General features: G+C 64.9%; 25 protein-coding genes and 1 rRNA gene. 10 read left to right on the top strand and 16 right to left on the bottom strand.

All coding sequences use genetic code 11. The features are described 5' to 3' along the window. Positions 1–4: 4 nt before the first annotated feature. The 4 genes from MLE18_RS07845 (at position 5) to MLE18_RS07830 (ending at position 3,625) form a co-directional block, all read left to right on the top strand. Positions 5–817 (top strand): OmpA family protein, encoded by an 813-nt coding sequence (locus MLE18_RS07845; RefSeq protein ID WP_243438239.1) that lies wholly within the window; start codon positions 5–7, stop codon positions 815–817. Next, positions 814–1,626, top strand: coding sequence for a tetratricopeptide repeat protein (locus MLE18_RS07840; RefSeq protein ID WP_243438238.1), 813 nt, complete (start codon positions 814–816; stop codon positions 1,624–1,626). Before MLE18_RS07845 ends, MLE18_RS07840 begins: the two co-directional genes overlap by 4 nt. Positions 1,627–1,735: 109 nt before the next feature. After that, on the top strand, positions 1,736–2,362 hold the full coding sequence (locus MLE18_RS07835; protein WP_243438237.1) for an FMN-dependent NADH-azoreductase: 627 nt from the start codon (positions 1,736–1,738) through the stop codon (positions 2,360–2,362). 51 nt (positions 2,363–2,413) lie between these two features. Beyond that, positions 2,414–3,625, top strand: coding sequence for a hypothetical protein (locus MLE18_RS07830; RefSeq protein WP_243438236.1), 1,212 nt, complete (start codon positions 2,414–2,416; stop codon positions 3,623–3,625). Between the two features lie 40 nt (positions 3,626–3,665). On the opposite strand, the gene MLE18_RS07825 is transcribed toward MLE18_RS07830, so the two are convergent. Beyond that, a complete protein-coding gene (locus tag MLE18_RS07825; protein WP_243438235.1) occupies positions 3,666–4,766 on the bottom strand; it encodes a tetratricopeptide repeat protein in 1,101 nt (366 codons plus the stop codon). A gap of 39 nt (positions 4,767–4,805) precedes the next feature. Then, positions 4,806–5,552: an HD domain-containing protein gene (locus MLE18_RS07820; protein ID WP_243438234.1), complete on the bottom strand. Its 747-nt coding sequence runs from the start codon at positions 5,550–5,552 to the stop codon at positions 4,806–4,808. Positions 5,553–5,697: 145 nt separating this feature from the next. On the opposite strand from MLE18_RS07820, the gene MLE18_RS07815 reads away from it, so the two are divergent. Then, entirely contained in the window at positions 5,698–6,096 is a 399-nt protein-coding gene (locus MLE18_RS07815; protein ID WP_243438233.1) for a response regulator, read from the top strand. Between the two features lie 19 nt (positions 6,097–6,115). Continuing rightward, positions 6,116–6,856: a TIM44-like domain-containing protein gene (locus MLE18_RS07810; protein WP_243438232.1), complete on the top strand. Its 741-nt coding sequence runs from the start codon at positions 6,116–6,118 to the stop codon at positions 6,854–6,856. Positions 6,857–6,932: 76 nt separating this feature from the next. Here MLE18_RS07810 and MLE18_RS07805 read toward each other — a convergent pair whose 3' ends face one another. From MLE18_RS07805 to MLE18_RS07785, 5 genes are all read right to left on the bottom strand, one after another. Further along, positions 6,933–7,835, bottom strand: coding sequence for an aminotransferase class IV (locus tag MLE18_RS07805; RefSeq protein ID WP_243438329.1), 903 nt, complete (start codon positions 7,833–7,835; stop codon positions 6,933–6,935). Between the two features lie 42 nt (positions 7,836–7,877). Further along, the gene (locus MLE18_RS07800) at positions 7,878–8,897 is read right to left on the bottom strand and encodes an aspartate-semialdehyde dehydrogenase (RefSeq protein WP_243438231.1); all 1,020 of its coding nucleotides are present in this window, start codon (positions 8,895–8,897) and stop codon (positions 7,878–7,880) included. A 64-nt stretch (positions 8,898–8,961) separates the two neighbouring features. Beyond that, complete coding sequence (metF, locus tag MLE18_RS07795; protein ID WP_243438230.1) at positions 8,962–9,834, bottom strand: methylenetetrahydrofolate reductase [NAD(P)H]; 873 nt, start codon at positions 9,832–9,834, stop codon at positions 8,962–8,964. A 32-nt stretch (positions 9,835–9,866) separates the two neighbouring features. Next, positions 9,867–10,253: a (deoxy)nucleoside triphosphate pyrophosphohydrolase gene (locus tag MLE18_RS07790; protein ID WP_243438328.1), complete on the bottom strand. Its 387-nt coding sequence runs from the start codon at positions 10,251–10,253 to the stop codon at positions 9,867–9,869. 23 nt (positions 10,254–10,276) lie between these two features. Next, positions 10,277–12,241, bottom strand: a complete 1,965-nt coding sequence (locus MLE18_RS07785; RefSeq protein WP_243438229.1) for an ABC-F family ATP-binding cassette domain-containing protein — start codon at positions 12,239–12,241, stop codon at positions 10,277–10,279. A gap of 129 nt (positions 12,242–12,370) precedes the next feature. Between MLE18_RS07785 and MLE18_RS07780 the strand changes: the two genes are divergently transcribed. Both MLE18_RS07780 and MLE18_RS07775 read left to right on the top strand, forming a co-directional pair. Next, entirely contained in the window at positions 12,371–13,576 is a 1,206-nt protein-coding gene (locus tag MLE18_RS07780; protein ID WP_243438228.1) for a DUF2325 domain-containing protein, read from the top strand. Between the two features lie 14 nt (positions 13,577–13,590). Next, on the top strand, positions 13,591–14,319 hold the full coding sequence (locus MLE18_RS07775; protein ID WP_243438227.1) for an acid phosphatase: 729 nt from the start codon (positions 13,591–13,593) through the stop codon (positions 14,317–14,319). A 72-nt stretch (positions 14,320–14,391) separates the two neighbouring features. Here the strand turns inward: MLE18_RS07775 and leuB are convergent, their stop codons facing one another. The 7 genes from leuB to MLE18_RS07740 form a co-directional block, all read right to left on the bottom strand. Further along, complete coding sequence (leuB, locus tag MLE18_RS07770; RefSeq protein ID WP_243438226.1) at positions 14,392–15,465, bottom strand: 3-isopropylmalate dehydrogenase; 1,074 nt, start codon at positions 15,463–15,465, stop codon at positions 14,392–14,394. A 63-nt stretch (positions 15,466–15,528) separates the two neighbouring features. After that, positions 15,529–16,026 (bottom strand): 3-isopropylmalate dehydratase small subunit, encoded by a 498-nt coding sequence (locus tag MLE18_RS07765; protein WP_243438225.1) that lies wholly within the window; start codon positions 16,024–16,026, stop codon positions 15,529–15,531. A gap of 222 nt (positions 16,027–16,248) precedes the next feature. Then, complete coding sequence (gene leuC, locus MLE18_RS07760) at positions 16,249–17,508, bottom strand: 3-isopropylmalate dehydratase large subunit (RefSeq protein ID WP_243438224.1); 1,260 nt, start codon at positions 17,506–17,508, stop codon at positions 16,249–16,251. After that, on the bottom strand, positions 17,493–19,028 hold the full coding sequence (locus MLE18_RS07755) for a 2-isopropylmalate synthase (RefSeq protein WP_243438223.1): 1,536 nt from the start codon (positions 19,026–19,028) through the stop codon (positions 17,493–17,495). The genes leuC and MLE18_RS07755 overlap by 16 nt, the downstream gene beginning before the upstream one ends. Before the next feature lie 111 nt (positions 19,029–19,139). Further along, entirely contained in the window at positions 19,140–19,901 is a 762-nt protein-coding gene (gene pssA / locus MLE18_RS07750) for a CDP-diacylglycerol--serine O-phosphatidyltransferase (RefSeq protein ID WP_243438222.1), read from the bottom strand. 30 nt (positions 19,902–19,931) lie between these two features. After that, positions 19,932–20,576: a phosphatidylserine decarboxylase family protein gene (locus MLE18_RS07745; RefSeq protein ID WP_243438221.1), complete on the bottom strand. Its 645-nt coding sequence runs from the start codon at positions 20,574–20,576 to the stop codon at positions 19,932–19,934. 54 nt (positions 20,577–20,630) lie between these two features. Continuing rightward, positions 20,631–21,251, bottom strand: coding sequence for an HAD family hydrolase (locus tag MLE18_RS07740; RefSeq protein WP_243438220.1), 621 nt, complete (start codon positions 21,249–21,251; stop codon positions 20,631–20,633). A 130-nt stretch (positions 21,252–21,381) separates the two neighbouring features. On the opposite strand from MLE18_RS07740, the gene MLE18_RS07735 reads away from it, so the two are divergent. Both MLE18_RS07735 and MLE18_RS07730 read left to right on the top strand, forming a co-directional pair. Continuing rightward, positions 21,382–22,344: a YbgA family protein gene (locus MLE18_RS07735; RefSeq protein WP_243438219.1), complete on the top strand. Its 963-nt coding sequence runs from the start codon at positions 21,382–21,384 to the stop codon at positions 22,342–22,344. Positions 22,345–22,451: 107 nt separating this feature from the next. Next, a complete protein-coding gene (locus MLE18_RS07730; protein WP_243438218.1) occupies positions 22,452–23,648 on the top strand; it encodes an anaerobic nitric oxide reductase flavorubredoxin in 1,197 nt (398 codons plus the stop codon). 138 nt (positions 23,649–23,786) lie between these two features. On the opposite strand, the gene MLE18_RS07725 is transcribed toward MLE18_RS07730, so the two are convergent. Both MLE18_RS07725 and rrf read right to left on the bottom strand, forming a co-directional pair. Continuing rightward, positions 23,787–24,167, bottom strand: coding sequence for a hypothetical protein (locus MLE18_RS07725; protein WP_243438217.1), 381 nt, complete (start codon positions 24,165–24,167; stop codon positions 23,787–23,789). Positions 24,168–24,644: 477 nt separating this feature from the next. Continuing rightward, positions 24,645–24,741, bottom strand: a 5S ribosomal RNA gene (rrf, locus tag MLE18_RS07720); the annotation flags it as partial.

The raw sequence follows: 24,741 nt of genomic DNA, 5'->3' as shown, positions 1-24,741 counted from the left end.
GCACATGCTCAACCTCAGCAAACTGCGCGGCCGCCAGAAGGACGAGGACGAGGGTACCTGGTTCATCTCCCTGGCGGACCTGCTCACCCTGCTGCTCTGCTTCTTCGTGCTCATGCTCTCGGTCTCCCAGCTGGACCAGGACCGCTACAAGAAGGTGGCCAGCGCCCTGGAAGACTCCCTGAAGGCCGAGAAGGCCAAGCGTTCGGCCCTGCCCCAGGGCGTGGCCGTCAAGCAGGACATCAACCTGGGCGGTCAGCTCTACCCCGTGGTGCCCCCCGCCCTGCCCCCGCAGGTCTATGACAGCAAGGTCCCGGCCGGAGGCCTGAACCCGCCCGCGCAGACCGGGCAGCCCAAGCCCGGCAAGTCCATCGACGAGGTGCGCAACGAGCTGGGCCTGCGCTTCGCCCAGGACCCCGCCGGGGTGCAGATCGAGCAGCGCGAGGGCGGCTTCGCCATCACCCTCAAGGGCGCGGTGCTGTTCGACAAGGCCAGCGCGGACCTGACCGCCGCCTCCATCCCCTATCTCGACTCCATCGCCGCCTCGCTGCGCGGCACGCCCTACGCCGTCACCGTGGAGGGACACACGGACAACCTGCCCATCCAGTCCTTCGTTTATCCCTCCAACTGGGAGCTCTCGGCGGCCCGGGCATCCCGCGTGGCGCGGCACCTCATCGACCGGGGCGTGCCCAAGGAGCGCATCCACGTGACCGGCTATGCCGACACCCGCCCCGTGGCCGCCAACGACACCCCGCAGGGGCAGCCCATCCCCGAAAACCAGGCCCGCAACCGCCGCGTGGTCGTGCTCATCAATCCATGAACGGCACCGACACCCTCGATATCGGGCCGGACACGGCCCAGCCCAAGCTCAAGGGCGTGTTCTCCTCCGCTGCGCTGCCCGGGCAGGAGCCCGACCCGGCCGTGGCCAAGCATTTCTGGTTCGCGCGCGAGAGCGTGCCCGGCGTGGTGACCATCCAGCTGCTCGATGAGCATCAGCTGCCCACGCAGCGCAAGATCCAGGTTCCCAAGGACGAATTCCTGCGGGATTTCACCCTGGAGCCGGACCTGGGCTACAGGCTGCTCACGCAGCGCGTGCTCATGGGCGACTACTACCGCAACCAGGGCATGAACGTTGAGGCCAAGATCGAGTACCAGAAGGTGCTCCGTGTGGACGAGGAGAACATCCGCGGCAACTTCGGCCTTGGCCTGGCCTATCTTGCGCTCAATCAGCTGGAAAAGGGTCGCTACGCCTTCGAGAAGCTGGTGCGCCTGGACGAAAGCTTCAGCGCGGAGCACAAGCACCTGTTCAACGATTTCGGCATCGCCCTGCGCAAACGCGGCCTCTTCGACGAGGCCCTGGCCTTCTACCACCGCGCCCGCGAGCTCTGCGACGACGACGAGCACCTGCGCCTGAACATCGCGCGGGCCTGGTTCGAGAAGGGCGACACGGAGATGGCCTTCACGGAGCTTCGCATCTGCCTGGAACTTGACCCCAACTTCAGGGAAGTCCTGGCCTTCCTGGCCTACTTGCAGAAGCACGAGATCCTGCCCCAGAAGCCCGAGCTGCGGGAGTATTTCCAGCGCATGGCGCTCAAGCGCAGCGAGTTCGGGTCTCTGCTGGAGGATTGATCCGCCTGGGCGCTTTCCTCGCGCCCGTCTTGCCATTTTCGCTCTCAACGGACTATGCTCGCGGCGTGGCCCTTCATCATACCCGGTTGCAACGCCGCAAGGAGCCCCCATGTCCACCATTCTCTACATCAAGGCCTCACCCCGTGGCCCCCGCTCCCATTCCATCGCCGTGGCCGACGCCTTTCTGGAAGCCCTGGCCGAGCGCGACCCCGAGATCATCATCAGGACACGCAACCTCTTCGAGGACGATCTCCCGGCCTTCGACGGCCCTACCCTGCAGGCCAAGTACAACGTGCTGCACGGACTGACCCACGACCCGGAGCAGTTCCGGGCCTGGGAGGCGGTGCGGCGCATGGTGGAGGAACTCAAGATGTGCACCGGGCTGGTCATGGCCGTGCCCATGTGGAACTTCAGCCTGCCCTACCGGCTCAAGCACTACATCGACCTGATCGTGCAGCCGGGCCTGAGCTTCGAGGCGGACGGGGACGGGGTGCGCGGGCTCATCCCGGACAAGCCGGTGTTCGTGGCCTACGCCAGCGGCGGGCAGTACCCGGCGGGCACGGCGGCCGCCGCGCTGGACCACCAGAGGCCTTACCTGGAGCTGATCCTGGGCTACATCGGGCTCAAGGACATCAGATCGGTGCGGGTGGAGTCCACGCTGGCTTCGGATGCTGTGGCTGGAGAAAGCCGGAATCGGGCTATCGCGAAGGCGAGGGAGATGGCGAAGGAGTTCTAGGAGCCGCGCCCGCGGATCAGACCTCAACAAGCAGGAGTTGTGTGATTTCACATGAACAGGATTTCGATTCTCGCCGCAGTGGCCATGATCGCGTTGTCGCTCCCCGCCATGGCCGCAGACCCCGGAGCGGCCTGCGCCGGAGTGCGTTACGAGCGCATCGGGTCCTACACCGTCGAACGGTTGAATCGGATCATGAGCAAGGAACTGTCGGAATTCAGCTCGTTCAAGACCGCTTATCCCGCCGCGAAGAACGGCGTTGACCTGTACCGGATCAGCTACGACACAGTGATACCCGAGCAGAACAACCGCCCCACCAGGGCTTCAGGCTTGATCGCCGTCCCCCGGGTGGCGAAGAGGACGCTGCCGGTCCTCTCGTATCAGCACGGTACGGTGTTCTCCGGGACGGCGGTCCCATCCAACCCGGAGGAATCGACGGAGACGCGGCTGATGGTGGCCCGTTTCGCCGGGGACGGCTATGTCGTGATCGGGGCTGATTACATCGGCAAGGGGCTCTCCGAAGAGCCTGACAGCTACATGGTCAAGGATGCCACCGCGCAGGCCTGCCTGGACATGTTGTTTGCGTCCAGGGTGGTGTGCCGCGCCTTGCGGATCGAACAGGGCGACCTGTTCCTGAGCGGCTGGTCCCAGGGGGCGTGGAGCACCATGGTTTTCCGCCACAGGCTTGAGAGCCTGGGCATTCCCGTGAAGGCCGCCGCCACGGCGAGCACCCCCAACGACCTGTACATGCTGATGACCAGATGGATAAACAATCCCACCGCGCTGGACGCGAGCTACCTCGTCGCGCTGCCCGCCTTGTTCATCAACTCCTACGAGCGTTATTACGGGATGAGCGGCCTGAGCCGTACGGCCATAAAACCGCAGTATTGGCAAGCGGCGAACGATTTTTACGAGAACAGGATCGGCTGGGAGGAGGCCGCCAAGCTGCTGCCCGCCACCGTGGCGGACCTTCTGCAGCCGGAGTTCGCGGCGGCCAGCTCGATGGCCGCGAGCCCCTTCTTCAGGCAGCTTCAGGACAACCAGGCCTACCGCTGGCGCTACGCCACCCCCAGCCGCTATTACTTCGGGAAGGCGGATGAGGTCATGCCGCCCTCCATCGCAACGTTGCCGGTGGAGTACGCGCGCGCCCTGGGCGGGGCGGCCGCCGAGGCCGTTTATGCCGGTGACGGTGCCGACCATCGCGGCACGTTCCTGTACGGAGTGTACGACCAGAAGGTGTGGTTCGACAGCCTGATGGGGCGGTAGAATCACGGGGAACCGCCCCGGCCTGACCCGGGGCGGGGGATCAGATATCCTGCACGCTGTCCAGCGTGCCGCTTGACGGCGCGCCGCCCTTCATCCCCGCGCCCTTGGGCGGCTTGAACTCGCGGGAGAAGAGCTTCAGGTGCAGCTTGCGGCCTTCCGTGAAGTTGGGGTTGATCCACAGCGCCTTGAGGATAGCCTCCTGCGCGCCCTTGGGGTCGCCCATGAAGAACATGGCCTTGGCCATGTTGAAATGGATGTTCTCGTCGTCGGGGGTCAGCTCCAGGGCCTGGCGGTAGGCGTGCAGCGCCCCGGGCAGGTCCCCGGCCTTGCGCAGCTTGACGCCCAGGGTGTTGAAGGGGTTGGGGCTGTCGGCGTCGTACTTGAGCACCTCGATGAACAGCTCCTTGGTCTCCTCCAGCCGGTTGAACTGGGCGAAGGTCTCTGCGGCCTTCTGCAAGTAGGACTTGTAGCCGTCCAGATCGCCCTTGCCCCTGTAGGCCTCGGCCAGGCCCTTGTAGGCTTCGGCGAACAGCTCGTTGATCTTCACGGCCTTCTTGAAGGCGATGATGGCCTGGCCGTACTTCTGACGGATGAGGTACTTGCACCCCATGTCGTAGTACTTCTGGGCCTGGTTCTCCTCGGAGACGAGCTCCTCGAAGGCCTCGATGGCCTCGTCGAACTTGCCCGCCGCCAGGAGCCGCTTGCCCTCCTGCAACTGGGACTGCTCGATGTCCGCCAGGCGGTCCACCTTGAGGGCGCGCAGCATGTGGTTCTGGAAGGTGTCCGCCGTGTAGGGGCGCAGCACGTAGCCGTCCACCCCGGCGGCGATGGCCTCCAGCACCTTGTCCTTCTGCCCCTCCTGCGTGACCATGATCACCGGGGTGTCGCGCAGGTCCATGTTCAGGCGCATGAGTTTGAGGAACTTGAGCCCTTCCATGTCCGCAAGCTGGGAATCAAGCACCACCAGGTCGGCGCTTTGCGTGCCCAGGAAATCGATGGCCTCCGAACCGGAGGCGAAATGCTCGATGAGCGCGGCCTTGAGCTGCTTGAGGCATTGCCTGTCGCGGCGTGCGTGATCCTCCACCCCGGTGACGGTGATCACGACGTCCAACCTGACGGGGGAAGAGACCTTTTCCGGCACCTGGGACTCCGCTGTATTGATGGACTGTTGGAAAAAACACTACCGACTGAGGTGACTATAAATCCCGTCTTTCAAATGCGTCAACTGGGGGTCGCGCGGAAGGATGGCGAAAAGGCTCTCCACATGCCCCCGTTCCAGGAAGGCCCGCCGCGCGGCCCGGCTGGTGAGGTCGAAGACCCAGCTGAGCAGCAGGAGGGTGAAGTCGTTCTCGTAGCGCATGAGCCCGTAATCGCCGATGGACCCGGCCCTGATCTGGTCCACGATGGCCTGAGTGTAGCGCTCGGGTTCGTTCCGCACGTTCAGGACGACCACCTCGGAGCGTTTGCCCCCGGGCTGCAGGTATTCGAGCATGATGCGCACGATGTCGAGCTTGTCGCTGTCGCGCACGAGGCGGGTCACGGCGGCAAGCTCGGGACCGGCCCCCCGGGGGATGGCCCTGCGGTTGTGCAGCACCACGGCCCCGAGCACCAGCGCCCGCACATCGGCGTCCAGCGCCCGGATGTGTCCCTGGCCGCGCAGGGCGCGCACCCCAAGGAAGGCGTGGTTGTCGGAGTCGGGGTCGCGGAAGGTCTTGTAGGTTCTGTATTGGGGAAAGCGCCCGGTGTCGTGGTAGAGGGCGCCGAGCAGGCAGGCTTCCTCCAGGCGTGCGGGCAGGCCCAGCGTGGGCGTGATGGCCCGCGCCTCCTCCAGCACGCCCAGCGAATGCTCCAGCTTCAGGTCGATATGTTCATCATCCTCGGGGATACCGGTATGGAACTCCGATACGTACCCCTTGAACCATTCCACATGCCTCTCAAGCACTCAGCACCTCGCCGTGGTCCATCGCCCGGGTTCACTGCATCATCCGCCCGGAATTTTCAAGACATAACCCTTGTGTCCCAAAAGCGAACTCTGTAGAAATTCAGTCTAGCACGCCCGTTGGAGGAAGTTAATGAAAGCTTTGGTCGTTGAAGACGATTTCGCCAGCAGGAAGCTCTTGCAAAAAATTCTCGCCCCCTATGCCGAGGTGGACATCGCCGTCAACGGGGTCGAGGCCATCGACGCGTTCACCCGCTCCCTCGACGAGGGAAGCCCCTACGACCTGGTCTGCATGGACATCATGATGCCCGAGATGGACGGCCAAGCCGCCCTCAAGCGCATCCGTGCCATCGAACGCGACAAGGAGATTCCCCCCGCCAAGGAAGCCAAGGTCATCATGACCTCCGCCCTGGACGACCCCAAGAACGTAGTGGAGGCCTACTACAAAGGCGGAGCCACCTCCTACGTGCCCAAACCCATCGACAAGCAGATGCTCCTGCACCTGCTCAAGAACCTGAGCCTCATCGACTGAGGCCGGGCCGCATCCAGCCATGAAACGCGTATCGGGACTCCCGGCCATGCTGGCCCTGGCATCCGCCGCAGCTCTTGCAGCCGGTGATGCCCTGGCCGCCGCGGCGGACCCGCTGGCCACCCCCTCGCGCGCGGCCTTCAACATCTTGGACTTCCTGCTTCTGGCCCTGCTGGGCTACCTGGCTTGGCGGCTCATCTCCCGCTTGGCCAACCGCGACAAGGACAACGACGACGAGCCCCCCACCTATGACGTCACCCCCCGCGACGACGAGAAGGACATCTCCCCGCAGGAACGCCGAAGCCGCGCCGCCCAGGCCGCCTGGGAATACCTGACCGGGGAGAAGGGAGCCGACATCCGACCGGATGACAAGCCGATTCCCGCGGGCGACGGCGGGTTCGACGAGCGGGACTTCCTGCGCGGGGCCAAGCTGATGTACGGACGCGTGCGGCAATCCTGGGCCGGGCGGGACATGGCGGACCTGCGCCAGTTCACCGCCCCGGACATGATGCGCGAGTTCGAGCGCATGAACTCCGAGAGCCCAGAGCATGAAAAGGTGGCCGTGCTGCTGGTTGAGGCCAAGGTGCTGGAGGTCAAGAAGGAGGAGAAGCGCACCGTGGTGCGCGTGGGCTACGAGGCCACCCTCTCGGACGACCCGGCGACCCAGGCATCGCGCAAGGTGAGCGAAACGTGGGTGTTCTCCCGCGACGACACCGTGGTGGACGGCCACTGGCTGCTGGAGAGCATGGAGAAGGCGCAGTAAGCCTAGCTTGTCGATTACGGTTGTACGCAAAAAAAGGGCCCGAAGGCCCTTTTCGTATTTCTGACGATCTTCCCATCTACAGCGGCACGCCGTTCTCCCGCAGGTCCTGCGCCAGCAGTTCCTTGAGCCGGCGGCTCACCGGGCCGACCTTGCCGTCGCCCACGGGCCTGCCGTTGTACTCAACCACCGAGATGCACTGGGAGGTGGTGCCCAGCACCAAGAGCTCCTTGGCGGCGTAGATGTCCTCTTCGGTGATGGACTTGTAGCAGTGCGGCCGTTCGGGGCTGGCCAGCTCCAGCGCGCGCAGCAGCGTGGTGCCCGACAGCGCGTTGTGCAGCTTGGGCACGGTGATGCAGCCCTCGGCGTCCACCAGGGCGATGTTCTCGGTGGCGCCTTCGGCCAGGTAGCCCTCCTGGTCGAAGCAGATGGGGAAGTCCTTGCCTTTGGCCTTGGCCTCCTGGCGCATGAGCACGTTGGGCAGGTAGTCGATGCTCTTGATGGTGGCCAGATAGCTCTGCTTGGCCGGGATGGAGGTGCGGAAGGCGGTGACGCCCTTCTCGTAGAACTCCGCCGGTTTGGGCTTGTAGGCGTAGGCCGCCACGTAGAGGCTCGGTTCAGGGCACTCCCAGGGGTCGATGCCGAAGCCGCCGGGGCCGCGCCCCAGCAGCATGCGCAGCAGGCCGTTGGCCTGCCCGGTGCTGCGGGCCAGCTCCAGCACGATCTCGCGCACGCGCTCCCACGGGCAGGGCGGCGTAAGCCCGATGGCCTTGCCGGAGCGGCCCATGCGCGCCAGATGCTCGTCCAGCAGGCAGACGCGCCCGTCCACCCACTTGATGGTCTCGAACACGCCGTCGCCCCGGTGCACCAGGTGGTCGTCCCAGGGCATGAGCATCAGGGCCGCATCCTTGCAGATGGCGCCCACGCGATGCTCGTAAAAGGCAAGCACCTGCCCCGCGCCGGGGCGCGGGGCGGCGAGCATGCGTTCCAGATAGGCTTTGGAATCCAGGATTTCCACGTTCGGCTAGACCTTCAGCTTGCCCTTGGCCAGCAGCAGTTCCGCGATCTGCACGGCGTTGAGCGCCGCGCCCTTGCGGATGTTGTCAGCCACGATCCACATGTTCAGGCCGTTCTCCACGGTGTTGTCCTGGCGGATGCGGCCCACGAAGACCTCGTCCTCGCCGGCGGCCATGATGGGCATGGGGTACATCTTCTCGGCCGGGTTGTCGTAGACCTGCACGCCGGGGGCGGCGGCCAGCGCGGCCCTGGCCTGCGCGGCGGTGACCGGCTTCTCGAACTCCAGGTTCACGGACTCGGAGTGGCCGTAGAACACGGGCACGCGCACCGTGGTGGCCGTGACCTTGATGGAGTCGTCACCCATGATCTTGGCCGTCTCCTTGATCATCTTGATCTCCTCGTAGGTGTAGTCACCCTCGGAGAACACGTCGATCTGGGGCAGGCAGTTGAAGGCGATCTGGTGCGGGTAGACCTTCACTTCGGGGTCGATGCCGTTGAACATCTGGCGCACCTGGGTCTCCAACTCGGTGATGGCCTTCTGGCCCGTGCCGGACACGGCCTGGTAGGTGGAGACCACCACGCGCTTGATGGTGTAGAGGTCGTGCAGGGGCTTCATCGCCACCACCATCTGGATGGTGGAGCAGTTGGGGTTGGCGATGATGCCGGTGTGCCAGTCCACGTCGTCCGGGTTGACCTCGGGCACCACCAGCGGGACCTTGGGGTCCATGCGCCAGGCGCTGGAGTTGTCCACCACCACGCAGCCGGACTTCACGGCGTGCGGGGCGAACGTCTTGGAGGTGGAGCCGCCTGCGGAGAACAGGGCCAGGTCCACGCCCTCGAAGCTCTTCTCGGTCATCTCGGCAACGGTGAGCTCGCCGTCCTTGAAGGGCACGGTGGTTCCCGCCGAACGGGAGGAGGCCAGGGCGCGCACCTCGGTGGCGGGGAAATTGCGGTCTTCCAGGGTCTTGAGCATCTCGCGGCCAACGGCCCCGGTTGCTCCTGCGACGGCGACGACGAGCTTGGACATGGTATCTTGCTCCTTGTGGCAAAGCGCGGCCTAACGTTGCCGGCCACGCGTTGGTGTCAGACTCTTAAAGCGAAAGCCCCTTCACAATATCCAGGCAGGCCTGGGCCTTGTTGAGCGTGTACAGGTGCACGCCCGGGGCGCCGCGCGCAACCAGGTCCTGGCATTGGGTCCGGGCGTAGTCCACGCCCAGCTCGCGCACGGCGTCCGCGCCGCCCTTCGTGTTGGCTGCCTCCAGGCGCTCCAGGTAGCTCGGCGGCAGGGTCGCGCCGCACAGCCCGAGGATGCGCTTGATGGAGGCCAGGTTCATGATGGGCAGCACGCCGGGGATGATGGGCACGGTGATGCCCCTGGCCCGGCATTTCTCGACGAAAGCGAAATAGTGGTCGTTATCGAAGAAGAGCTGGGTGATGGCGAACTTGCCGCCCTGCTCCACCTTGAGCTTGAGGTAGTCGATGTCCGTCTCCAGGCTTTCGGCCTGGGGGTGCTTCTCGGGGTAGCCGGCCACGCCGATGCAGATGTCCGGGTAGGCCTTGCTGATGAAGCCCGCAAGATCCGAGGCGTGCTGGAAGGCGGCGTCCTCGGGCTTGAAGTCCTCCTGCCCCTGGGGCGGATCGCCGCGCAGGGCCAGCACGTTGTCCACCCCGGCTTCCACAAGGGAGTCCAGGAAGCCGCGCAGATAGTCCTCGGAGGCGCCCACGCAGGTCAGATGGGCCATGGGGTTGAGCCCGAAATCCTTGCTGAAGCGGCTCACCAGCTCCAGGGTGTTGGCCTGGGTGGAGCCGCCCGCCCCGTAGGTGACGGAGACGAACAGCGGAGAGAGCGTGGAGAGCTTGCCCACCTCGTAGAAGAACGCGGGCCAGGCGGCCTTGTCCTTGGGGGGGAAGAACTCGAGGGAGACGAATTTCTTGCCGGATGAAAGCAGGTCGTTGATGCGCAAGGAAGGCTCCGTATGGGGGTGGGTTCGGGCGGTCAGACGCCGCGAAGCGCCGCTAATTCCTCGACGATGTCCCTGTCCGCGGCCAGGAACGGCAGGGCCGGGCCTTCGGAAGGCTCCAGCCAGCGAAGGCCTTGGCCTTCAAGTGGACGGGGAAACCCCTTGAAAACATGGATATGGAAAAAAGACAAGTTTACCGTGAAATCCGGATAGGTATGGGTCTTTTCCTTCCAGAAGTCCGCCTCCCGAACCTCGATGGCCAGCTCCTCGCGCAGCTCGCGTACCAGGGCCTCCAGGGTGGTTTCCCCCGGCTCCACCTTGCCGCCGGGAAACTCCCAAAGCCCGGCGTGGCGCTTGCCCTCGGGCCGCCGCACGCCAAGGTAGCGCCCGCCGCTCCAGACGATGCCCGCCACCACCTGCATGACCGGCGACCCCTTCCTGGGGCTCACAGGGCCTCCCGCCGCTCTTCGAGCACGGCGATCCTGTCCTCCAGGTCGGCCAGGTCCGCAACGAGGCGGTCGCACTCTTCCTTGTGGGCGTGGTACTCCTTGGACAGTTCGGAGAAACGGCTTGCGTCGGCGTAGGTGGCCGGGTCGGCCATCTCCTGCTCCACCATCGTCTGGTTGAGCATCACTTCCTCAAGCCGCGCTTCGAGTTTTTCGTAGCGATCCTTCATGGGCTTGAGCTCGCGGGAGATGGCGTTGCGCTCCTCGGCCTTGCGGCGCTTCTCGGCCTGCCTGTTCTCGCGGGACTCGGACTTCGCGCGCGGCTCGGCGTCCAGCTCACAGGCGGCCTTGGCCTGCTCCTTCAGGTGGCGCTCGTAGGCCTCGTAGCCGCCCAGGAACTCGCCCAGGCCGTCGGGGCCGACGGTCCAGACCACCTCCGCCACCTCGGAGAGCAGGTAGCGGTCGTGGGCCACGAAGAGGATGGTGCCCTCGTAGTCCACCAGCGCGGAGACAAGGGCCTCGCGGCTCTCCAGGTCCAGGTGGTTGGTGGGCTCGTCCAGCACCAGCAGGTTGGCCCGGGCCAAAAACAGGCTGGAGAGCACCAGGCGGCTCTTCTCGCCGCCGGAGAGGTCGCGCACGAAGCGCTCGAAATAGTTTTCGCCGAGCATGAACAGCCCCAGCACGGAGCACAGCTCCTCCGTGGAGGCCTTGGGGTCGGAGAGCCGCCTGATCTCGGACATGACGGTCTCGTTGGGCCGCAGGATCTCGGTGGAGTGCTGGCTGAAGTAGCCCATTCGCACAAGCGACCCGAACTTCACCAGTCCGCCCGTGGGCTTCAGGTCGCCGGTGAGGCACTTGAGCAGCGTGGTCTTGCCCGCGCCGTTGGGTCCGGCCAGGGCCACCTTCTGGCCCCGGTACAGGTTGAAGGTCAGCTTGGGCCACAGGGGCTGGCCCCCGGGGAAGGCGAACTCCAGCTCGGCCGCGGAGAGGATGTTCTTGTCCGCGCGGCTGGGCTCGGGGAGCTTGAAGTCCAGGGTCTTGCGCTTGCGCTCGATGTTGCCCGCCACCCCGGCCAGCTCCTTCTGGAGCTTGTCCACGGCCTTGAGCTTGCTCTGGGCCTGGCGGGCCTTGGTGGCCTTGTAGCGGAAGCGGCTGACGAAGGCCATCTGCTGGTTGATGGCCTGGGAGAGCTGCGCGGCCTTCTGCTCGACCTGCAGCTGGTTCTGGGCGCGCCACTCCAGGAAGCCGCTGAAGGAGCCCGGCCGGAAGGCGGGTTTGTCGCCCCCCAGGAAGAGCACGTGGGTGCCCACCCGGTCCAGGAAGATGCGGTCGTGAGCCACGAACACCAGCACGCCCTTGAAGCAGAGCAGGTATTCCTCCAGCCACTCCACGGCCTCGATGTCCAGGTGGTTGGTGGGCTCGTCCAGCAGGAGCACGTCGGCCCCGGCCACCAGCACCCGGGCCAGCTTGGCGCGCTCGCGCCAGCCGCCGGAGAGCAGGCGCACGGGCTTGGGCCAGCTCTCCTCCGAGAAGCCCAGGCCGGAGAGGATGGCCTTGGCCCGGTGCTCAGGGTTGTAGCCCAGGGAGTGCTCCATCTCAGCCTGGCGGGCGGAGAGTTCGGCCAGGAGGCGCTCGTCGTGCTCCAGGCTGGCGTGCTCCCACTCCCGCCAGAACTCCTTCCAGGAGGCCAGCGCGGACATGACCCAGGCCAGCAGGGGCTCGTCCAGCTCGGAGCCCGCCAGCTCCTGGGCCACATAACCCAGTCGCACCCCGGGAGGCAGGATCACCCGCCCCGAGTCAGGCTCGGCCTCGGCGGCCAGGAGTTTCAGGAACGTGGACTTGCCGCAGCCGTTTGGGCCCACGACGGCCAGGCGCATTCCGCCCGTGACCTCGAGGCTGAAGCTGGCCAGCAGGTCGCGGCCACCCAGGGACTTGGAGAGATTTTGTATGCTTATCTTGGACATGGCGGAATAATAAGGAGGAATTATCTGCGGCGGGACTATGCGCCCGAGGGCGGCCGTTGTCAAACGCGCCTTATTGACAATGATTTTCATTTTCATTAAGATCCGGCCATACCGATCACGGAGGCATCCATGACAACCGCCGCGACAGCACCCGTCCGCAGAAAGCTCTGGCAACAGCAGGATTTCCAGTGCCCCATCCTGGGCACCTGCCTGAGCATGGCCGAGCTGCGCAAGCTCGCCCGCAAACTCGGCATAGCCTTCTCCCCCGGTGCCACGGACTACGAAATCCACGTCCGCTTCGTGCGCGAGGCCAGCGCGGAGAGCCCCCTCTCCCACCATCTCAACAAATATCTGGACAAGAAATACCGGACGCACATCCGGCAGTTCGCCAAGGCCCAGGATGCGGCCACGCTTGAGGCCATGTGGAAGTTCTCGCTCAAGTCCGGCGACATACCCGGTCCGTTCTGGGCGGTGCTCAGCCACCCGGGCCTCGGGGCCGGACTCAGGGCCAAGGTCTTCGGGGATGTGCACATGCTCTCACACCTGATGGGCGCGGCCAACCGGGCGGACATCAAGCGCGTGAGCGCCCTGGAGCGCCGCCTGGACGAGCTGGGCCAGGCCCTGTCGAGGGTGCAGGCCGCCAGGCGCTCCCAGAAGCTGGAGTGGACCGTGCGCGTCAAGGATCTGGAGGACCGTTTGGAAACGGAACGCGGCGAGCGGCTGAAACTGGCGCGCAAGCTCCGCGAGTCCGTCCACGCTTCAGGGAGCGACCCCGCGCCGGTCCGGGACGCCGCCCTCGCCGCGGCCCAGGAGGCGGACGCGGCGCGGGAGGAGGCCCGCCGCCAGGCCGCCATCATCGAGGAGCTCTACCGGGAGAATCAGGCCCTGCGGCAACACGTGGGCGAGCTGACGGCCGAGCTGGAGCGCGCCGACAATGAACTGGCCTGCGCCCTGCCCTGCGCCGGGGAAGGTTGCGGCGGAGAAGGCTGCGCCGCCGGGTCCGGCCAATGCCCCTGCCCGGAGCTTGGCGGCAAGAACGTGCTGTACGTGGGCGGACGGTGCAGCCTGGTGCGCCACTACCGCCAGTTGGTGGAGCGCGCGGGCTGCCGCTTCCATCACCATGACGGCGGCGTGGAGCACTCCCCTGGCGAGCTGTACGGCAAGCTGGCCTCGGCCGACGTGGTGCTCTGCCCCGTTGATTGCGTCAGCCACGACGCCTGCCAGGCCGTGAAGAAGGCCTGCAAGCACTGCATGAAGCCCTTCATGATGCTGCGCAGCTCCGGCCTCTCGGCCCTGGCCCGCTCCCTTGACCAGTTGGCGGCCTGCGTGAATTGATGCTAGAGCGGGCCATGAAACACCACATCCGCCCCCTGATGCGTTTCCTGGGTCTGGCCGTACTGCTGTGCGGCCTTCTGTCCGGACTCCTGGCCGGCAATGGCCTCGCCGCCAAGCCGCACTTTCTGCCGGCCGGTTCGCTGGACCTGGTGGCCGTGCTGCCGCCGCCCCCGGCCGACGGTTCCCCCCGGAACAAGGCCGAGCTCAAGGAACTGCTGCACCTGCAGCGCACCCGCACCCCAGCCATGATCGCGTTTGCGCTGGAGGACGTCACGCGCTCGCCCTTCCGCTTTGCGGACGTGCTGGGCCCCGAGTTCAACAAGCAGAACCTGCCCGGCGTCGAGGAGTTTTTCGTGGCTGTACTGGAGGACGTCAGCCTCCAGGTCGATCCGCCGAAACAGCACTGGAACAGGCTCCGGCCCTTCCTGCTCGACCCGATGATCGAACCGTGCCTGCCACAACCCGCCAGCGCCTCCTACCCCAGCGGGCATTCAGCCTTCGGGCACCTGGCGGCCATCGTGCTCTCGGCCATGGTGCCGGAGAAGGCCGAGGCGCTGGCCAAGCGCGGTGAGGCGTTCGCCCGCAACAGGCTGATCGGCGGAGTGCACTACCCCAGCGACGTGGCAGCTGGCGCGGAGGCGGCGAAGATCATCGCCAAGGCGCTGTTCGAAAACCCTGAGTTCAAGAAGGCGTTCCAGGAGGCCAAGGCCCAGACCCGCCGGGTTCTGGGGCTGACGCCCTGAGGCCGCCTCTTCAGGCACAGCATAAAAAAAGGGGGCCGCGAGGCCCCCTTTTCGTTGTGTCGCGGCGAAAGCCTACAGGCGTTCCAGCACCAGGTCGCCCATCTTCTGACAGCCCACCAGGGTCTTGCCGGGCTCCATGATGTCGCCGGTGCGGAAGCCGTCCTGGAGCACCTTGGTCACGGCGGCCTCGATGCTGTCGGCCTCGGCGGCCATGGCGAACTGGTAGCGCACCATCATGGCCACGGAGAGGATCGTGGCCAGGGGGTTGGCCTTGTCCTGCCCGGCGATGTCCGGGGCGGAGCCGTGGATGGGCTCGTAGAGGCCCGGGCCGGAAGCGCCCAGGGAGGCCGAGGGCAGCATGCCGATGGAGCCGGTGATCACCGCGGCCTCGTCAGAGAGGATGTCGCCGAAGAGGTTCTCGGTGACGATGGTGTCGAACTGGCCGGGGTCGCGCACCAGCTGCATGGCGGCGTTGTCCACGTAGAGGTGGGAGAGCTCCACGTCGGGGTAGTCCTTGGCGACCTCGAGAACCACCTCGCGCCACAGCTGGGAGACGTCGAGCACGTTGGCCTTGTCCACCGAGCAGAGCTTCTTGCCGCGCTTGCGGGCCACCTCGAAGCCGACCTTGGCGATGCGCCTGATCTCGGACTCGGAGTAGATCATGTTGTTGAAGGCCACGCGCTCGCCGTCGCGGACTTCCTCGCCGCGAGGGGTGCCGAAGTAGGCCCCGCCGGTGAGCTCGCGGATGACCATCACGTCCAGGCCCTTGCCGATGATGTCGGGGCGCAGGCAGCAGGCGTGCTTGAGCTCGTCGAAGAGCTTGGCCGGGCGCAGGTTGGCGAACAGGCCCAGCTCCTTGCGGATGCCGAGCAGCCCGCGCTCGGGGCGGATGGACTTCTCGATGGTGTCCCACTTGGGGCCGCCCACCGCGCCCAGCAGCACCGCGTCGGCGGCCTTGCAGGCGTCCACGGTGGCCTTGGGCAGGGGGTTGTTCTCGGCGTCGATGGCCGCGCCGCCGATCAGGTGGTAGCTGGTCTTGAACTCGTGGCCGAACTTCTTGCCGATCGCCGCCAGAACCTTCTCGGCCTGGGCCATGATCTCCGGGCCGATGCCGTCGCCGGGCAGGATGACGATGTTCTTGATCATTGTCTTGGAGTCTCCTTGTATTCAAAAAAAGGCCGCCCTGCCGGGCGGCCTTCTCGCGCTGTCTTACGCCTGGGCCGCCTTGCGGTCCTTCACGTAGTTGACCAGGCCGCCCTTATCCAGGATCTGCTGCATGAAGGGGGGCACCGGGGATGTCTTGATGACGTCGCCGGAGGTCTCGTTCTTGATGGTGCCGTTGAGGGGGTCGATGATCAGGTCGTCGCCGTCCTCGATCTTCTTCACCGCGTCGCCCACTTCCAGCAGGATCAGGCCCATGTTGAAGCCGTTGCGGTAGAAGATGCGCGCGAAGCTGTGGGCGATGACCACCGGGATGCCCGCGCCGATGATGGCCAGCGGCGCATGCTCGCGCGAGGAGCCGCAGCCGAAGTTCTCGCCCGCGACCATGATGTCGCCCTTCTTCACCCGCTTGACCCAGCCGGCCTCCAGGCCTTCCATGCAGTTCCTGCCAAGCTCCTCGGTGTCGGTGGTCACCAGGAAGCGGGCCGGGATGATGGCGTCCGTATCGATGTGAGCGCCGACTTTGTGAGCGCGTCCTTTGTACATGTGATTCTCCTTGGGTGGGGGCGCTGCCCCCACACCCCCGCCAGGGCGCTGCCCTGGACCTGCCAGGGGGATGATCCCCCTGGACCCTCAATAGGGGTGTTGGTCGTTCATTCGACGCCCCGCCGGTTCAATCAGCGAAGCCCATTGAAGTTTTTTGGAAGGGGGTCCGGGGGAGAACCTTTTGTTCACAAAAGGTTTCCCCCGGTCTTCCAAATCTTCCTCTTAAATCTTCTCGGGATGGACGATCTCGCCCGCGATGGCCGAAGCGGCGGCCACGGCCGGACCGGAGAGGTAGACTTCGCTCTGCAGCGAGCCCATGCGCCCCTTGAAGTTGCGGTTGGTGGTGGCGATGGAGCGCTCACCGGCCGCCAGAATGCCCATGTGGCCGCCCAGGCAGGGGCCGCAGGTCGGCGGGCCGACTACGCAACCGGAGTCCATGAAGATCTCCAGCAGCCCTTCCTTGAGGGCCTGCTTCCAGATCGTGGGGGTGGCGGGCAGCACGATGCAGCGCACGTGTTTGGCCACCTTGCGGCCCTTGAGCACGGCGGCGGCTTCGCGCATGTCCTCGATGCGGCCGTTGGTGCAGGAACCGATGATGGACTGGTCGATGCGGATGCCGGCGCACTCGTCCACGGGCTTCACGTTGTCAGGCAGGTGCGGGCAGGCCACGCGGGGGGTGAGCTTGGAGCAGTCGATGACCACCTCGCGCTCGTAGTGCGCGCCCTCGTCGGCGTACAGCTCGGTGTCGCCGGTGCGGCCAGCGGCCTTGGCGTAGGCCAGGGTCTTGGCGTCCACGGGGAACAGGCCGACCTTGCCGCCCGCCTCGATGGCCATGTTGGACATGGTCATGCGCTGCTCGATGGAGAGCTGCTCCACCACGGGGCCCGCGAACTCCAGGGCCTTGTACAGCGCGCCGGACACGCCGATCATGCCGATGAGCTCCAGAATGATGTCCTTGCCGCCGATCCACTTGGGGAGGGTGCCTTCGAGCACCACGCGGATGGTGGGGGGAACCTTGAACCAGGTCTCGCCCATGACCATGGCCGCGGCGATGTCCGTGGAGCCCATGCCCGTGGCGAAGGCGCCCAAGCCGCCGTACGTGCAGGTGTGGGAGTCAGCGCCGATCACTACGTCGCCGGGGCCCACCAGGCCCAGTTCGGGCAGCAGGGCGTGCTCCACGCCGCAGTCGCCGCCCTCGTAGTAGTGGGTGATGCCCTTGGCCATGGCGAACTCGCGCACCACCTTGACCTGCTCGGCGGAGTCGATGTCCTTGTTGGGGGTGAAGTGGTCGCATACGAGGGCGATCTTGTCCTTGTCGAACACTTCGGCGGCGCCCATCTTGTTGAAGCTCTTGATGGCCAGGGGGGCGGTGATGTCGTTGGCCAGCACGAGGCTTACGCGGCAACGGACGATCTGGCCGTCCTGGCTGACGGTTTCATCCGTATGACGCTGCAGAATCTTCTGGGCTAAAGTTTGGCGCATTCCCTTTCTTCCTCCTTTTTGGCCAACCGGTTGAGGGCATTGATGAAAGCTTTGGCGCTGGCGACGATCACGTCGCTGTCCGAGCTTCGGCCGACTGACTTGTGGCCGCCCTCTTCCAGTCGCACGGTCACCTCGCCCTGGGCGTCGGTGCCGCCGGTGACGGCGTTGACCGCGTACTGTTTGAGCACGGGGTTGCGCCCCGTAAGTTGGCTGATTGTGTTGAACACGGCGTCGATGGGTCCGACGCCGAAAGCCGCGAGCTTACGCTCCTCGCCGTCCACCTCGATGGACAGGGCTGCCGTGGGGGGCATAGCCATGTTGCCCGAGAGCACGGAGAGGTGCTTGAATCTGTACTTGTCCGGCATGCGGTAGATCTTCTCCAGGACGAGGGCTTCCACGTCCTCGGAGAAGATGTTCTTCTTCTTGTCCGCCAGTTCCTTCACCGCCTCGGTGACCTGGTTGACCTGCTCATCCGTGAGGGTGAAGCCCAACTCGTCCAGGCGGGCCTTCACGGCGTTGCGCCCGGAGTGCTTGCCCAGCACCATCTCGTTGCCGGCGCGGCCAACGGACTGAGGGGTCATGATCTCGTAGGTCTCGGCGCACTTGAGCACGCCCGCCTGGTGGATGCCCGATTCGTGGGCGAAGGCGTTGCCGCCGATGATAGGCTTGTAGGGCGGGATGGGCTGGCCGATGATCATGGAGAGCAGGCGAGAGGAGGGGTAGATCTGCTCGCTCTTGATGCCCGTCTCCAGGTTGTAGTAGCAGGCGCGCGTCTTGAGGGCCATGGACACCTCCTCGATGGAGGCGTTGCCCGCGCGCTCGCCGATGCCGCACAGGGTCACCTCGGCCTGGCGCGCTCCGGCGGAGAGGGCCGCCAGGGTGTTGGCGGCGGCCAGACCCAGGTCGTTGTGGCAGTGCACGCTGAATATCGCCTTGGAGGCGTTGGGCACCGTCGCCAGCAGGAACTTGATGAGCTCGTGGAACTCCTGCGGCTGGGCGTAGCCCACGGTGTCCGGAATGTTGATGGTGGTGGCGCCTGCGGCGATGGCCTTCTCGACGGCCACGGCCAGGAAGGGCCGCTCCGAGCGGGAGGCGTCCTCGCAGGAGAACTCCACGTCAGGCGTCAGGGAGGCGGCGAAGCTCACGGCCTTCTCGATCATCTCCAGCACCTGTTCGGGGCTCTTGCCCAGCTTGTGCTGCATGTGCAGGGGCGAGGTGGCCAGGAAGGTGTGGATGCGCGGCCGTTTGGCGCCCTTGATGGCGTCGTGGCAGCGCTGGATGTCGGAGGTCAGCGCGCGGCACAATCCGGCTACGGTGACGTTCTTCACGGTGGAGGCGATGGCCTGCACGGCCTGGAAATCACCCTCGCTGGCGGCCGGGAATCCGGCCTCGATGACGTCCACCCCGAGGATTTCAAGCTGCTGGGCAAGCCGGATCTTCTCGCCCTGGTTCATGGTCGCGCCAGGAGACTGCTCGCCGTCACGCAGGGTTGTGTCGAAAATGATGACACGATTGGACATACTGTTTCTCCACATTAGAGGAAACGAGGTAAGGAACCGGGCCGGAAGGCTTTACTAGCTGACTCGCTTCCGGTTGACAATTGCCTAAATCGCAAAAAAGAGGGTGTTCTGTTAGGATGAGAGCTCTTCGGAAGGCTCTCGTAGCGAGGCGCGGCGGGGCAGGATCACGTAAGTGTAGAAGATGCCGGAGAGGATGTACCCGGCGAAGAGGATGAAGCCCAGCAGCTTGGGCTGCGAGGCGACGAGCACGAAGATGAGGATGGCCGTGACCATCATGGAGAAGGGGTGGGCTTTGATGAGCCCGTACTCCTTGAAGGAGGCGTAGCGGACGCGGCTGACCATCAGGAAGGAGAGCAGATACACCAGGCCCAGGCAGAACTTGGGCATGAAGGAGTTCCACTCCGACGGGAGATACTGGGCGAAGAGGTAGAAGGTGGCCACGGTGCAGGCCTGCGCCGGGATGGGCAGGCCCAGGAAGAACTTCTTGTTGGCCGTCTTGGTGATCACGTTGAAGCGGGCAAGGCGCAGCGCCCCGCAGGCCACCAGCAGGAAGGAGGCCATGAGTCCCAGGTGCCCGAAGCGGGAAAGCTCCCACTGGTAGACCATGATGGCGGGAGTGACGCCGAAGGCCACCAGGTCGGCAAGGGAGTCGTACTGGACGCCGAAGTCGGAGCTGGTGCCGGTCAACCGGGCGACCTTGCCGTCCAGCCCGTCGAACACGCAGCTGACCAGAATGGCGACGGCCGTATGCTCGAACTGGCCTGAAATAGCCCACAACATGCCCATGAAGCCGGAGAACAGGCTCGCGGTGGTGAGCAGGTTGGGGAGGATGTACACCCCCCGGGCGGGTGTCTTCTTGACGGGTTGTTCCATTATGCCTTCATCGTGTCCGCTGGCCGGGCCTTACCCCTGGCGCGTGGCGATCACGGTCTGTCCGGCCGCTGTGCGCGTCCCGACTGTTACAGCAGGATGATAGTCTCTCGGCAAATAGACGTCAACCCGCGAACCGAACTTGATCATGCCATAGCGCTGGCCGCGCTCCAGGTGGTCGCCCATCTGGGCCCAGGGGATGATGCGCCGGGCGATGAGGCCAGCGATCTGCACCATGGTCCAGGTGTCGCCCTCCTCGCCGGTCAGCTGCAGGGCCATGCGCTCGTTGTGCTCAGAGGCCTTGTCGAAGCTGGCGTTGAAGTATTTGCCTTCCCAGTAGCGCATGGCGCTCACGCGCCCGGTCACGCAGGCCCTGTTCACGTGCACGTTGAACACGTTCATGAAGATGCAGACCACGGTGCGCTCCTCGCCGGAGATGGGGTCCATGGCGGGGCCGACCTTGATGACCCTGCCGTCGGCCGGGGCCACGGCCAGCCCGGGCTCGGAGGGCACGAAGCGCTCGGGGTCGCGGAAGAAGTTCACCAGCAGGGCCACGACGGCAAGGCCAGCCAGCGCGGCCCAGCACCAGCCAAGCACGGCGAACACAATGGTGGCCGTGGTGGCCAGGAAGATGGAAGGCCAGCCTTCGGGAGTCATGGAGATCGAGGGTTTACGCATCGGGGCTATCCTTCCTGATGATTGTGCCTGATTATTGTGCCGAGTCACGCGGGTCTAGCTCAGGGCTTCGGGGCAGATGGCCCGAAGCTCCCGCTCGAAGCCGGACCGGGTTTCATAGAGTATGGCCTTGAGGCCCAGCTCGCGGGCCCGGGCCACGTTGCCGGAGTTGTCGTCCACAAACAGGGCGTGTTCGGGGCGAACACCCAGGTCTGCCAGGGCCATGAGGAAGAAGCGCGGCTCCAGCTTGGTCATGGCGTGGTTGTAGCTGTTGTACACCTTGTCGAAATGCTTGAAAAACCCGTGGCGCTCGTCCATGAGGGCCAGCCAATCCGTCTGATCGGAGAGGATGGCCGTGCGCAAGCCCATGCCGCGCAGGCGGTCGGCCAGCTCCAGCATCCAGGGCCGCAGCACGAAGCGGGAGAGGATGTCTTCACGCCACATGTCGCTGTCGCCCTCGATGCCTGTACGCTCTTTGAACAGGGTCCAGAACGCGGCCTCGTCGGCGCGCCCGAACACATAGCCGCTGTCCCACACGGCTTTGAGCCCGGCCTGCCAGAGCGCGTGCGGCTCCTGGCCGTGACGGGCCGCCAGGGCCTTCACGCCCCCGGCGAATCCTTCCTCGGCGATCACGCCGCCGAAATCGAGCAGGACGGCTTCAATTTGGCAATCAGGCATCGAGAGTTCCACTTCCGGCGATAATTGGGTAGGAAGGGGTCTCTACGTTCTTCCGCGCCCTATTGCAAGGAGCGCGGAGCGCGTTATCCCGCCCCGGAACGGCCATCCGCCGGCCAAAGGAGCGCCCCCAATGGAATCACCCCTGCGCATCGGCGTGAGCGCCTGCCTGCTCGGCCATCCCGTCCGCTATGACGGCGGCCACAAGCACGACCGCTGGATCACCGGCGAACTGGGCAGGCATGTGTCCTTCGTACCCGTGTGCCCCGAGGCCGAGGCAGGCTTCGGCATCCCCCGCGAGGCCATGCGCCTGGTGGGCGACCCCGACGACCCCAGGCTGGTCACTATTCAAACCGGCCGCGACATGACCGGGGCCATGAAGGATTGGGCCGCCAAGCGTCTGGATGACCTGGCCGGTCAGGACTTGTGCGGATTCATTTTCAAAAGCCGTTCGCCGTCATCGGGCATGGAGCGCGTGAAGGTCTATCCCGAGAAGGGCGGCGCGGCGGCGAACAAGGGGGTCGGCATCTTCGCCGCGGCCTTCATGAAGCGCTTCCCCATGCTCCCCGTGGAGGAGGACGGCCGCCTCAATGACGCTCGGCTGCGCGAGAACTTCATCGAGCGCATCTTCGTGCTGCGCCGCTGGCGCGAGACGGTCCGGGCCATCCGCGAGGGGGCGGGCGTGAAGTCCCTGATCGCCTTCCAGGCCAGCCACAAGCTGCTGCTCATGGCCCACAGCCCGGAAAACGCGCGGCTCATGGGCAAGCTCGTGGCCGCCGTCACGCGGGAGAACCTCGCCAACACCCTGGAGGAGTACGAGATACTCTTGCTGAAAACCACCTCCATCCTGGCCACCGTACGCAAGCACGTGAACGTGCTGCAGCACATGGCCGGATACTTCAAGAAGCTCACATCGCCCGACGAGCGCCAGGAACTTGCGGAGGTCATCGAGGAGTACCGCCAAGGCCTCACGCCCCTGATCGTGCCGCTGACACTCATCAACCACCACGTCCGCAAGCACTGCGTGGCCTACCTGGCGGAGCAGGCCTACCTCAGGCCGCACCCCGTGGAGCTCAAGCTGCGCAACTACTATTGATTGCCGACACGGGGCGGTTCATGCGCCGGGCCATTGCCAAGCGCGCAACAACCGCCTGAATACACAACGGCAGGGCGGAGCCCGCCGCAACCCGCGAGGAGAGAACTATGCCCGTCCGGATCAGCGACGTCGTCACCTGGGTCGGCAAGACCGACTGGGAACTGAGGAAATTCCACGGCGAGGAGTACAGCACGCACAGGGGCTCCTCCTACAATTCCTATCTGCTCCGCGCGGAGAAGACCGTGCTCATGGACACGGTGTGGTCGCCCTTCTCACATGAATATGTGGCCTCCCTCGCTGCCGAAGTGGATCTGGACAGCATCGACTATGTGGTGATGAACCATGCCGAGCCGGACCACAGCGGGGCCTTGTGCGAGGTGATGCGGCACATCCCGGACGTGCCGATCTACTGTACGGCCAACGGCGTGAAATCCATGCGCGGCATGTACCATAGGGACTGGAACTTCCACCCGGTGAAGACCGGGGACACGTTGAACATCGGCCAGGGCCTGGATCTCGTGTTCGTTGAAGCACCGATGCTGCATTGGCCGGACACCATGATGTCCTATCTCACAGGTGAGGCCATCCTCTTCAGCAACGACGCCTTCGGGCAGCACCTGGCCAGCGAAGGACTCTACAACGACACCGTGGACACCTGCGAGCTGTTCCAGGAGGCCATGAAATACTACGCCAACATCCTGACGCCCTTCAGCAAACTGGTAACCAGGAAGATACAGGAGTTCGTCGGGCTGAACCTGCCATTGAAGATGATCTGCCCGAGCCACGGCGTCATCTGGCGCGACAACCCCATGCAGATCGCCGAGGCGTACCTCAAATGGGCCAGCGACTACCAGGAGGAGCAGGTCGTCATCCTCTATGACACCATGTGGAACGCCACCAGGCGCATGGCGGAGCTTATCGCGCAGGGCGTCAAAGCCGCCGCCCCCGGGCTGGCCGTGAAGTGCGTGAACATCGGCAAAAGCGACAAGAACGACGCCATAACCGAGGTTTTCAAGTCCAAGGCCGTGCTCGTGGGCTCCTCAACCATCAACAGAGGCATCCTCAGTTCGGTCGCGGCGCTCCTGGAAGAGATGCGCGGCTTGGCCTTCAAGAACAAGAAGGCCGCGGCGTTCGGTTCCTACGGCTGGAGCGGTGAATCCGTGAAGCATATCGAGGAGGCGCTCGGGGGGTGCGGATTCGAGGTGATGCAGCCGGGGCTCAAGATGCTTTGGCAGCCCGACGCCGAAGGTGAGCGGCAGTGCGTGGCCTACGGCGAGGCGCTGGGGGCGATGCTGGCAGGCTGAAGTGGGGCGGTCGGGCGCGGCCATTCCCGGCGCTGATGACTTTCCAACGGGAATGGCTGCGCCCCGGACCTCATGACGGAATACCCCCGCCCTTTGGCTGGTGATGCATGGGGCGGCAGCTTGGATGGAATTCCCGCCTTACCGGGGCCCGTCGCTCTCCTGCCCCGTAGCGGTGGAACGCCGCGCCAGATAAAAACAGACCCAGGCAGCGGCTGCCGACAGAATCCAGATCATCCTGGCCAAGTTCCTGCCCTGCCAGAGGCCGCCGAACCAAATGGCGAACTGGTACATCATCACGCCCATCTTGCCGCCATACAGCTCCATGCTGCGCATCTGCTGCTTGGAATCGAATGGGCTGAGGGGGTATGCGCCACTGTCGGTCAATTCGTAGCCAGACACAGGGCCTGCGTGCGACCCGGCATTCAGGTACACGGCCAGCCCTATTCCCACACCTATTACAAGGATGGACACCCCGAGCAGTTTGAGCTTCAGGCTCTGTTCCATCGCGGCAAAGTTCATTGAAATGACCTCCACGCAAGAGGTATTGATTGGGGCAGCGATTACAAGGTGGTTTGCAGGGATTCCGGGTTTCAGTTCGGTAAGAAACCGTAGCCACCCTAGATCGGGAATGCCCAGAAGGAGCATAATCGTACACAAAGCGCTTGGTAAATCCTGAATGCATACGAGTTGGAATTTCCATCAACCAGGCGAATTCAATGGACTCATGCAGGATGCGTGCGCGCTTTCTCAGGCCGATAGGGGCTCAAAACGATATGTCTCAAACACTGGATTGAATCAGAATCCTGGGCGCCACGTCATGCCCTCACCCGCCCCGCTCATCGAAGCGCCATGGGAGCGGAGCCTCTCGACCGCTGGAGCCAGTCTCAGCGATCCGCCTTGATTTCCCACACTCCCCAGCGAAATGGAAGCGGTCTCCTTCCATCCCCAACGCAGAAAGGCCCGTCGTTAGACGGGCCTTTCTGTTTGGGAAAAGGATCCTGGCAGCGACCTACTTTCCCACCAGCGGTCCTGGCAGTATCATCGGCGATGGAGGGCTTAACTTCCGAGTTCGGAATGGGATCGGGTGTACCCC

It is taken from the genome of Fundidesulfovibrio soli (genome assembly GCF_022808695.1).
Lineage (GTDB): Bacteria > Desulfobacterota > Desulfovibrionia > Desulfovibrionales > Desulfovibrionaceae > Fundidesulfovibrio > Fundidesulfovibrio soli.
Note: the sequence above shows the minus strand (reverse complement) of the source record. Positions and strands in the feature narration are given on the sequence as shown.